A 10712-nucleotide genomic window follows, 5' to 3' on the forward strand; every position below is an offset into this window, starting at 1 on the left:
CTCCGACCGGGCCCGTTCGTACGTCGGTGGCGTCTGGTGCACCGGCGGCGTCTGGTGCCCTGGTGTGTCGTTCGACCCCGACACCGACCCTCCTCATGTTTCGACCGCCTCATGTTTTCGACCGCGCGAACCAGCGCGACCGGGCGGCAGGCGCGCCTTGCGGCGGTCCTGCAGCGAACGTACGCGGCGGGCGTTGTCAGGGGCTGTCCGGCTGGATCTATCCGGTCGAGTTGTTCTGACAACCTTGTTCTGACGTGCGTCGTCCCGTCGCGCCGGTCGACCTTGCTTGACGGGACGGGCGGCCTCCGCGATCGTCTCCCGACATGCGAACTGGTGACGTCCGCCCGGGTGATGCCTGATGAGCGTCAGCGATGCCGGCCGGCAGGCCGTGAATGCGGATGAGCAGGCCGTGGAAGGACGGACAAGCGACGAGGAGTTCGTCGACGCGCTGCCCAAAGTGGAGTTGCACGTCCATCTTGAGGGATCCATGCGTCCGCAGACCCTGCTTACCCTGGCGCGCCGCCATGGAGTGGACGATCTGCCCACCGACATCGACGGCCTGACGAAGTTCTACGAGTTCCGTGACTTCGACCACTTCATCGAGGTCTATCTGGCCGCCGTCCGCGTGCTGCGGGACGCCGACGACTTCGCCGTCCTCGCCCGGGAGACCGCCCTGGGGCTTGCCGGTCAGGGGGTCCGGTACGCCGAGATCACCTTCACGCCGTTTCTGCATCTCGGACGCGGCATCGACGCCGGTGAGCTTTTCGAAGGCGTCGAGCGGGGCCGTCGGGAAGCCGAGGAAGCAACCGGCATCCAGGTGCGGTGGGTAACCGATATTCCCGGCCTGCCGAACATGGATCTACGCCTCGCATCCGAGGGCACTGTCGAGTTCGCGCTGAACCACCGTGAGTCCGTGATCGCGCTTGGTCTCGGCGGACCGGAGGTCGGCGTACCCCGCCCCCAGTTTGCCGAGGCGTTCACAGCTGCACGTGACGCCGGCCTGCACCGCGTCCCCCATGCCGGCGAGACCACCGGAGCGCGCACCATCTGGGATTCCCTGGAACACCTGCACGCCGAACGCATCGGCCACGGGATCCGAGCCCTCGACGATCCGGCCCTTGTCGACCATCTGCGGGCGCATCACATCCCGCTGGAGGTGTGCCCGACGTCGAACCTGCGTACCGGAGTCGTCGCGGACTACCCGGACCATCCGTTGCCCAAGATGATCGAACTGGGTCTGCCGGTCAGCCTCAACAGCGATGATCCGCCCATGTTCGGCACTACGCTGCGTGGCGAATATCTGCATGCGCTGCGCAGCCTGGGCCTGCGCCGCGGCCAGGTGATCGACCTGGCCGCGGCGGCGGTGGAGCACTCGTTCGCTCCCGCTCCGGTCAAGGAGGCCATCCGTGCCGAGCTCGCCGCGGTCGCCGACCGTGTCCGAACTGCTTCTTGACCTACGCCCTTGTCTTCGAGGCCACAAGCATCCTCGGAAGCTCTAAGCCGAGAGTTTGTGGATGTTGGACGGGGTGGTTTCCGGGGACGGGGTGTCGTTGGTGGGGGAATCCGGGGAATCTGTTGTGCGGGTGTCGGAGGCCGAGGTTTCCACCGGGGAGGAATCGGTGGACGGGATAACCGGACTGCCGCCTTTCGCGAGTACCGGTGAGAAGATGGTGCGTGTCACGGCGACCAGAAAACTCAGAATGGTCGTCGCGGTTCCCACAACGATCATTCCGGCTTGCGCAAGGCCCGCCGGACGCCCCCGCAGAAAAGCCCCGATACCGCTGAGCACCCCTCTCGGCAATACCTTGAGAATGAAGTCGCGCTCAGGTCCGAGAGGGCCTCGTTCCTGTGCCCGGTAGCCCGCGCACAAACGCCGGAGTGTGGCCTTCGAAGCGCCTTCCGCCCAGCACCGGCGCACGATGTACGAGGGATGTTGCCGCTGGGTGTGCACATGGTGGTGGATAACCGCAGCCGGTTCGTGCACGAAGCGCCCGCTGGGAATGACGGAGGAGGCTCGGATGCACAGCTCTGTTTCCTCGCAGCCTGATGCTCCTTTGATCTGCCGGCCCAGGCGTGTGTCGAAACCGCCGGTGATGGCGAACACGCTTCGCCGGAACAGGGCGCAGCCACCGAAGACATTACGCACGGTCGTCTGCTGGGTGGGTAGTCCGTGGTGGCTGCAGCCGACCGTCCAGAACAGTTCGGCCGGGAACCATCCGGGTTTCTCACCACCCCAGTCGGGTGTCACCCAGCCGCCGACCCCCAGGATGTCGGTGTCGGCGGCTGCGACCTGTACCAGGGATGACAGCCATGACGGATCGGCGACCGCGTCGTCGTCCAGGAAGGCCACGAATTCGCTGTCGACCGCCGCAATACCGACATTACGCGCGTTGGAGAGCCCGGTGCGGCCCCCGGTGGTAAGGACGAGTTCGTCACCGGCCCGTTCGTACAGACGGGCGAGCAGTTCGTCGTCACCGTCCACGACTAAGACGACCCGTTCCGGGACCAGTTTCTGTTCCCGAATCGAGTCGAGAGCTCTCATCAGTTGCGGCCATCGTGTCACGAGATGGCTGCACACCACGACACTGACGCTGGTCACGGTCTTCTCCACGGACGTTGTGGGGCCTTGAGGCGGCGCGAACAGAACCATGCTCGCGCTACGTTCGGCCGGTTGGTGTGTCTGGCCGGTTGGCGGGCCGAAGGCGGCACGATCATGGCTTTTCCCGCCTGGCTGGAGGCCGCGGGATGCCCAGGCCGTGCCGGGCGGCCCGGAAAGCGCGCCACGGGGTCCGACCACCGCGTCGCAGGTATGGAGTAATTCCGGGCTGGCCGTTGCGGACCAGGGCGAGGGTCTGTTCCGGGCTCGTCGAACCGGTGACGATCAACCGGCTGACCGAGAACGGCGACGCATCGCGATGGTGAATGCGGTATCCCACCTCGCAGGCGGAGGTGAAACCCGCGTCGGCCACGACCTTGCGGACGGTCCGTGTGTGATATCCGAACGGATAGCAGAAACTCTGGGTACGACATCGGAGTTCGTCCTCGAGTAGGCGACGGCTGGTCTCGACGTCATGGCGTAGCTCGTGGCTGTTCAGAAGGTCGAGTTCGGCATGCCGGTGGCTGTGCGACCCGATCTCGTAGCCGGCGGAGTGCAGGTCTCGCAGGTCGGACCAGGCAAGCAGGGGGGATGCGCCCTCCGGGTATGCCGACAGCCACGTCGCCCGACCGCCCACGTACGCGGTCGGGACGTAGAGGGTTGCTCCGGCGTTCGCCTTCCGCAGCGCCGGAACGGCGTGGGTGGAAAAGTCCGCGAAGGCATCGTCGAAAGTGATCGCAACGTTCTTCTCGACCGGCCGGGAAAGTGCTTCGGACAGGCTCAGCAGCCGGTAGCCGGCTGCCCCGAGGCAGGCCAGCTGGTCCGCGAACAGTGCTGGCGGTACCTGCCATCGACGAAATGCCGCGCTTGCGCCGTCGCCGATACTGTGGAACATCAACACGGGTAGGGATGGAAAGCGGTCGGTCATGTTCGGCCCCGGGCGTCGGTTCCGTTCTTCCGGTTGGCCGCCTTGGACCGCCGCGACCGGAGACTTCTTCCGCGGTGCTGCCCCGTTAATTCACCGACATGACGGCGATCACGCCGGGACTGTGACACTGAAGAGGTCCGATGATGCCGGGGATAAGCTTCTCTGCCGGCCGAACACGAGCGCGCCGACACTGGTCGCGCCAACGTTTTCCTCCCAGTGGCCCGGGGACGCGGGGACGCGAGTCTCCAGCAGCGCGAGAAAAACATGATCGCGCTGTCTTCGGCTCGCTAACGGACGTTCAGAATCTTCCGCCGAGAATCATAGCACTGTGGGTGTGAAAGATCACACCATGATCTTAATAATAATGTAACGACTACTGTCCGAAGTTGCCTGAATGTATTGCGTTGCCTCGAGTGGTTTGCAGGGTTTTTCTCGGTGTCCGGCGGATACGAAGAGCCGGTCGCGTCGCTTGCCGGGATTCCCGGCGGTTCGGCGGACAAAGGCGGAGCGATCATGTTTTTCGCGTCCGGGAGGCCGAGGTCCCCCGGGTCGCTGGAGGGCCCGGCTCGTTCCCGGCTCAGATCGACGTACCGGTCGACGTGCCGGCCTGCGTCCGCGTGCCGGCTGTCGCGGGGAAGGATCCTGCGGCAACCCGCACGGTCAGCGCGTCACCGGGGTCGACCTGGGCGGGATCGCGCACGATGGAGCCGTCGTAGGTCCTGCGCACCAGCGCGTATCCACGGTCCAGGGTGGCGGCTGGTGACAGTGCGTGCAACTGAACCGACGCATGAGTCAGATCCTGTTCGGCCCGCTCGAGCGTGTGGAGCGCACAGCGTCGCCCACGGGAGCGCAGCGCCTGGACGTACTCGCCCTGACGGTCGAGTTCGCGCCCGGGAGCGGCCAACACCGGACGGCCACACAGGTCGGCCAGCCACCGTTCCTCCCGATCCAGGCGCTGCTCGACGACCCGCCGGGACCGGCCGCGCAATGTCGTCACCAGCGCAAGCTGCTCGGTCACGTCCGGTACCACCCGCTTTGCCGCATCCGTTGGAGTGGACGCCCGGACGTCCGCGACGAAGTCGAGCAGGGGCGCGTCCTGCTCGTGGCCGATTGCGGACACCACCGCGGTGGTGGCCGCGGCCACGGCCCGTACCAGCGCCTCGTCGGAGAACGGCAGCAGGTCCTCCAACGACCCGCCGCCGCGGGCGATCACGATGACGTCCACCTCGGGGACGCGATCGAGTTCGCGCAGTGCGTCGATGATCTGCCCGACGGCCAGCGGCCCCTGCACCGCCACCTCCCGCAGCACGATCTGTACCGCGGGCCAGCGGCGGCGGGCGCCGGCGACCACGTCCCGCTCGGCCGCGCTCGCACGTCCGGTGATCAGTCCGACGGCCCGTGGCAGAAAGGGCGGCCGACGCTTGCGGGATGCCGCGAACAACCCCTCGGCCGCGAGCATGCCGCGTAGCTGTTCGAGCCGGGCGAGCAGGACCCCTGTGCCGATCGGGCGGATCTCCGTGACGGCGAGCGCGAGCGTCCCCCGCGCGGGGTGGAACGACAGCTTGCCCCAGACCACCACCCGGGCGCCGTCGACGAGACCGGCTCCGACCGTCTCGCATACCGTCCGTGAGCAGGTCAGCCGCAGCGACACGTCGGCGACCGGATCGCGCAGGGTGAGGAACACGGTGGCCAGACCCGGCCGGCGCACGATCTCGGTGATCTGCCCCTCCACCCAGACCCGGCCGAGCCGATTGATCCAGTCGCCGATCGCCCGGGCAACCGTCCGGACGGGCAGCGGCTGCTCCGGCGAGGAGGTGAGAGCCACCGGGTAACCGTAACCACCGCAACTGTGGATCGATGCACAAAGTACGAGAGATGTCCGTCGAGGTTGCCGGCATGTGACGGTTATCGTTCGGCCTTCCGGCTGCTGCCCGGCCGCGTAGACTTCCGGGCATGGGGCGGATCCTGTTGGCCAATCCGCGCGGGTACTGCGCTGGTGTCGACCGAGCGGTACAGACGGTCGAGAAGACACTGGAGCTGTACGGCGCTCCCGTCTACGTCCGTAAGCAGATCGTGCACAATGCCCACGTTGTCAAGACGCTGGAGGCAAAGGGCGCGATCTTTGTGGACGAGACCTACGAGGTTCCTGCCGGGGCGACCGTGGTGTTTTCCGCCCACGGCGTCGCACCGTCCGTCCACGAGGAGGCGAGGTCCCGGGAGCTGCGAACGATCGACGCCACGTGCCCGCTTGTGACCAAGGTCCACGGTGAAGCACGCCGATTCGCCAAGGAGGACTTCGACATCCTCCTTATCGGGCACGAAGGTCACGAGGAGGTTGTCGGTACCACGGGCCAGGCGCCCGACCGCATCCACCTCGTTGACGGTGTGGAAGACGCGGCGGCTGTCAAGGTTCGTGACGAGTCCAAAGTCGCCTATCTCTCACAGACCACGCTGTCGGTCGACGAGACCGAGACCACCGTGCACGCCCTGCGCGAGCGGTTCCCGCTGTTGCAGGGGCCGCCGAGCGCCGACATCTGCTACGCCACCCAGAACCGGCAGGTTGCGGTCAAGGAGATCGCCGGCCAGGTGGAGCTGATCCTGGTCGTCGGGTCGCCGAACTCGTCGAACTCGGTGCGCCTGGTGGAGGTCGCTCTTGATCATGGTGTGCCTGCCGCCTACCTGGTGGACGACGCCAGCCAGGTCGAACCCGCCTGGCTCGAAGGGGTCGAGACGATCGGCGTGACCAGTGGGGCGTCCGTTCCCGAGGAGCTGGTGACGGAGGTCGTCGCGTGGCTTGCCGAACGCGGTTTTGACGACGTCCAGCAGGTGACCTCGGCGGAAGAGCATCTGCTGTTCGCTCTGCCGCCCGAGCTTCGCCGGGAAATCCGCGCTCGGGAGCGCGCGGTCAGCAGTTAGGGTGTCCGTCCGGCTACCCGCGGGTGTGCCCCGCGGGTAGCCTGCGGGGCACACCGAAACGGCTTACCGAACGCCTGTCGGGTTACTGAACGCTCGCCGGGTGCCGGAGAAGCGCGACCGGATCCGCGCAGAGCAGGTCCACGGCCGTGCGTACGAGCTCCCGGTCGAAGGTACTGGCGTGGAAGGTTGCCGTGACGTGCACGCATCCGGACAGTTCGGCGAACTGGAAGGTGACGAAGTCAGGCTGCCGTTGGGTCGTCGCCGACAGGTAATAGGTGTCCGAAGCACCGCCCCGCCACGGCAGTTTCTCGAAGCCGCGAAGCCGTCCAAGATGGTTCAGGACCAGTGACGGACGCGCTGGAAAGGGTGCCTGATCGGTCAGCGCTGCGATGCGGCCGACCTGGGCGAGCCCTGTCAGCAGGCTCATCGTGGCCAGTGGACGCCCATTCGCGGTCGCGGCCTCCAGCGCGGCTGAAACAGCTACCGGATCACGGGAGTCCGTCGGTTCGACATAGATACCGATCGTGAAGTTTCCGTCCAGCTGACGGCCGGTCGGGAGGAACTTCCGGTTGTCGACGACGGTGTAGAAGCCGCCGGCTGCCGGCTGTATGCCCGCCGCCTCCACCGCCGCCCGGGCCGCGGCAAACACCACCATGGTCCGGGTCACCCCCGAAGCGTTGCGGACCTTCCATTTCCGCATTTCGGCGAGCGTGCTCCTGGAGAGCACCCCGGAAACTACGGCGAAATCCGGCTGCCACGGCCGGCTGCGCACTCCGGCGGCCGGGCCGGGCACAACCGCGCGCGGGGTTCGCAGCGTCGCGAGTATCCGACCGGGCTTCCGGCCGTAGTACTCACCCAGGGCGCGTGCCAGGGGAACTCGTGTGGACGGCCTGTGCAGGCGCAGCGGCGGCCGGCCTTCCGCGGCGGCCGACAGCAGCTCGGCGCCGGTGTCGAGGACGAGGCGCGCATCCCCGAGAGGATGCGCCAGCGACAGTGCTACGGTGTCGCGGCCGATCGCGAACCGAAAAGGGAGGTCGTCGACGTGAGCGGCATACTGCCGCTCCAACAACCGCTCCGGCCCACCGGCGTCGACGGTGTCTTCGAGTGTCGTGACCATCCGCTCACAATGGCTGTCGAGTTCGTTGCCCGGAACCGGACGCCACTGGTGGTAGTCATGGTCGGGCCGGCGGAACAGGCGATGGTCGGGAGCGATCCAGGCGAGCTCGTGAAGGGCGGCGCGGACCGCGTCGATGCCGGGTAGGTCCAGCGGCCCCACAATGAAGACGGAATGGGCGCCGATCCACATCCGGTCGCGTCCGGCTATCCGTAGGGACCGTGTCCTGCCTGGCATCGTCCACTCACCTCCGGTGTGATTGTTTGTCTCCTGTCGCGAGGACGACGTGGCAGTACCGTGGTGTGTCCGGTTGATGACGTATACAGACGTTCGCCGGACGGCTGGGTATCTCGACGCCGACAACTCGTCCCGATGACAAACGGACGTGGCGACGCGCGATCCGCCGCCGGTGTCATCCACACTATCCCGTCTGCCGGCCGACTGGACCCGCGGCGACCGTCGATCACTCTTCATTATTGACGATCTTGGGTTGTTCGTGCGCGATCATATTGTTATTGTCGGAGTGGTTGTCCAGGTGGTGGGGTGGGGGCGCGCCGTGAACCCGCGCTGCGGCGCGTGTGAGCGAAGGAGATCAACTGTGCATCGTGGAAAGCTCTGGGAGCAGCTCAAGCTCGAGTTCTGGATGCTCGTACAGGGAGCAATCGTCAATGGCATCGGTGGGTCTTTCCTCGTCCCGCGTCCACTTCGCTTTCTGCTTTATCGTCTCGGCGGCGTGCGGACGAGAACGATGAACATCATGCCGGGTTCGATCGTCGGTCATCGCGCGAGCTTCGGCCGCGGGGCGGCTGTGGGTTCCATGTGTTTCATCGAGAACTCGGCGGAGGTGCAGATCGGCGAGCGGGTCAAGATATCGCCCCAGGTGACGATTCTGACCTCCACGCATGACATGGTGAACGGTGAGGTCAGCAGCACGGTGATACCCAAGCCGGTTGTCATCGAGGACGACTGCTGGCTCGGCGGCCGGGTGACCGTGATGCCGGGCGTGACCATCGGCCATCACTGCGTGATCGCCACCGGTGCACTGGTCAACAAGGACTGCAAGCCCTACGGACTGTATGCCGGATCGCCCGCCCGCCGGGTTCGCGATCTTGCTCCGGAAGAACCCGCTCCGCCGCCAGCGTCCGACGCGCAGCTCCCCGACGCGCACCCCCCCGCCGCCAACACGCCTGCTCCTGCGTCCGTACCGTCGACGTCCACACTCGCCTCCGCATAATCGGCGGCTCGCCGCCCGTTCGGTAATCGGCGACCCGCCGCCGATGTGCCGGACCGGGACGAGCAGAACGGGACGCGGCTTCGAATCCGCGGACCCCGTGCTTGTCAACCAAGAGGTCCGGGAGGCCCAGGTCCCCAGGGTCCACTAAGGAGCGCCCGAGAACGGGACTGTTCGGCTCGAACGCCCCGTTCTCGGGCGCTCGTGCGGCCCGGCCGGAGCCTTTTACGGGTCGACGGTCCTCCGTGGGTTCTCGACCACGTCGACTTTTCCGATTATTCGGATCGGTTTCGTTGTGGGTGGCTGGAAAGCGGGCGGTTGGAACCTGGCCGCAGGTGCGGGGTGCTCTCGTCCGGCAGGTGCCCCGACCGACCAGGTCGGTGTCGGGTGCTGGTGGCCCGCTCATGAGTACGGCTAGAGTGTCTCGTTGGCCGCTTCGTTGGCGTAGTGGGCGAGATCCCGTTCGTCGATCGGACGGAGCAGCTCGAGCGGGTAAAAGCTGGCTGCCAATCTCCGGTACGCCGCCGGGAGCGCTTCGATGGTGTTCGCCTCGACGTTCACTTCCGCCGCGATCGTGGGCTCGGGCTTTCGCCAGATCACTGATAGTGACGGTAAGGTGATTACCGCTTCCAGCGCTACCGCCAACAGCCAACCCCAGCACAGGCCGTTCACCCCGGCGAGCCGACCGCCGACGAGGGCAAATACGATTTCCATGGCCGTCCCGGCCCCGACCACTCGTAAAGCAGCTCCCAGCCGCCCCTGCACCCGCCGGAGCGAGACGTAGTGGTCCTTTATCACCAGGGGCACACCGGCGATCATCATGATCTGGAATGCGCTGACGGCAACACCGCTGGTATAGGCGCCACCGAAGATGGTCATGACAAGACCGGCGAAGGGCGCTGCGATCAGGAAGGTGACGACGGCCGCCGCGAGTCCGAGCGGCAGAGTTGCCCGGATCTTCGCGAGCGCCTGTTCCTCGTTCTGCCCCGACTGCGCGAACACGGCGATAGTCAGCGCGAACGGAATGATGAAGAAGAAGGACGCGGCAAGGCGCGCGGTCGTGAAATAAGCCGTGTCCGCGGCCGTTGCGGCGAGTGCGGCGAGAATGGGCAGGAGCAGGGTCGGGACCTGTAACGCCAGGTTGAGCATGTGGTGCCCACCGGCCTCCCCGCGCATTTCCCGAAGCTGCCGGAATCCGGCGAACCGCTGGGTCGGCGTGGTCGCGGTGTCATCCGCTGGAAGGTCGTCCTGCGCCGGCCGGCGGAAGTAGCGGTAGCAGACCGGCAGGGACAGGCCCATACCGGCCACCCAGGCGAGGTAGAGGTCCAGCCCGGACGTCCAACCGATGAGCACGAATATCGGAATCAGCCCGAGTTTGACGACGGACGTGACGACGTTGCGGGCGAACTGCACGGCCCCTCGAGCCGCCGACAGCAGCGCGTAGTCCAGAGTGGTCGTCACCGCGAACAGGACGACCCCGACGCAGAACAGCGCGGCGACGAACACATTCGAGCTGACCGGGCGCAACGTGTCGGACAGGAACGGAGTGAGCCCGGTCCACGCCAGCGCGAGCACACCGGAGGCGACCCCGACAACGGTGATGGATGCCCGCATCAGCCGGAGACGGTCCGATTCCCGCTCGAGCGTCGGGAGCTTGGCCATCAGCAGCGTACCGAGGCCGAGCATCCCGACCGAACCGAGGACCGTCATCGCCGCGATGGCCGCCGAACCCACCCCGACGGCGTCGACGGCGTAGGTGCGCGCGGCCAGGGACCAGAACACCGCCCCGAGGACGGACGTCACGATCTGCGTTCCCACCATGGACATCGCGATGGTCAGCAACTGTGCGAGACCCGCGGGCGCCCGACCGCGCTCGGCCTCCTCCGACGGTGGGTCGCTGGCAGCCACCGCCACCGCCACCGCCACC

At 66.7% G+C, this 10712-nt stretch carries 8 protein-coding genes; 3 read left to right on the forward strand and 5 right to left on the reverse strand.

Translation table 11 applies throughout. The features are described 5' to 3' along the window. The first annotated feature begins 358 nt into the window (after nt 1–358). Entirely contained in the window at nt 359–1453 is a 1095-nt protein-coding gene (add, locus tag DD1DGNOD_RS04530; protein WP_131765348.1) for an adenosine deaminase, read from the forward strand. A gap of 42 nt (nt 1454–1495) precedes the next feature. Here the strand turns inward: add and DD1DGNOD_RS04535 are convergent, their stop codons facing one another. The 3 genes from DD1DGNOD_RS04535 to xseA form a co-directional block, all read right to left on the reverse strand. Continuing rightward, entirely contained in the window at nt 1496–2599 is a 1104-nt protein-coding gene (locus tag DD1DGNOD_RS04535) for a glycosyltransferase family 2 protein (RefSeq protein ID WP_241255463.1), read from the reverse strand. Nucleotides 2600–2711: 112 nt separating this feature from the next. After that, nucleotides 2712–3524 (reverse strand): polysaccharide deacetylase family protein, encoded by an 813-nt coding sequence (locus tag DD1DGNOD_RS04540; protein ID WP_131765349.1) that lies wholly within the window; start codon nt 3522–3524, stop codon nt 2712–2714. 577 nt (nt 3525–4101) lie between these two features. Further along, the gene (gene xseA, locus DD1DGNOD_RS04545; RefSeq protein WP_131769519.1) at nt 4102–5349 is read right to left on the reverse strand and encodes an exodeoxyribonuclease VII large subunit; all 1248 of its coding nucleotides are present in this window, start codon (nt 5347–5349) and stop codon (nt 4102–4104) included. Nucleotides 5350–5477: 128 nt separating this feature from the next. Between xseA and DD1DGNOD_RS04550 the strand changes: the two genes are divergently transcribed. Further along, the gene (locus DD1DGNOD_RS04550) at nt 5478–6440 is read left to right on the forward strand and encodes a 4-hydroxy-3-methylbut-2-enyl diphosphate reductase (protein ID WP_131765350.1); all 963 of its coding nucleotides are present in this window, start codon (nt 5478–5480) and stop codon (nt 6438–6440) included. A gap of 82 nt (nt 6441–6522) precedes the next feature. Here the strand turns inward: DD1DGNOD_RS04550 and DD1DGNOD_RS04555 are convergent, their stop codons facing one another. Further along, the gene (locus DD1DGNOD_RS04555; RefSeq protein WP_131765351.1) at nt 6523–7791 is read right to left on the reverse strand and encodes a hypothetical protein; all 1269 of its coding nucleotides are present in this window, start codon (nt 7789–7791) and stop codon (nt 6523–6525) included. A 361-nt stretch (nt 7792–8152) separates the two neighbouring features. Here DD1DGNOD_RS04555 and DD1DGNOD_RS04560 point away from each other — a divergent pair, with 361 nt between their 5' ends. After that, nucleotides 8153–8788: an acyltransferase gene (locus tag DD1DGNOD_RS04560; protein ID WP_131765352.1), complete on the forward strand. Its 636-nt coding sequence runs from the start codon at nt 8153–8155 to the stop codon at nt 8786–8788. A gap of 411 nt (nt 8789–9199) precedes the next feature. On the opposite strand, the gene DD1DGNOD_RS04565 is transcribed toward DD1DGNOD_RS04560, so the two are convergent. Then, nucleotides 9200–10712 (reverse strand): lipopolysaccharide biosynthesis protein (locus tag DD1DGNOD_RS04565; RefSeq protein WP_165036414.1); only part of this gene is annotated, 1513 nt, incomplete at its 5' end.

Origin of the sequence: Candidatus Protofrankia californiensis (assembly GCF_900634765.1) — a bacterium.
In the GTDB taxonomy this organism is placed as follows: domain Bacteria; phylum Actinomycetota; class Actinomycetes; order Frankiales; family Frankiaceae; genus Protofrankia; species Protofrankia californiensis.

What these genes read in the sequence shown, in the direction of transcription:
- add (WP_131765348.1), top strand. Translation starts at nt 359, where the DNA reads ATGAGCGTCAGCGATGCCGGCCGGCAGGCCGTGAATGCGGATGAGCAG.
- DD1DGNOD_RS04540 (WP_131765349.1), bottom strand. Translation starts at nt 3,524, where the DNA reads ATGACCGACCGCTTTCCATCCCTACCCGTGTTGATGTTCCACAGTATC.
- DD1DGNOD_RS04550 (WP_131765350.1), top strand. Translation starts at nt 5,478, where the DNA reads ATGGGGCGGATCCTGTTGGCCAATCCGCGCGGGTACTGCGCTGGTGTC.
- DD1DGNOD_RS04555 (WP_131765351.1), bottom strand. Translation starts at nt 7,791, where the DNA reads ATGCCAGGCAGGACACGGTCCCTACGGATAGCCGGACGCGACCGGATG.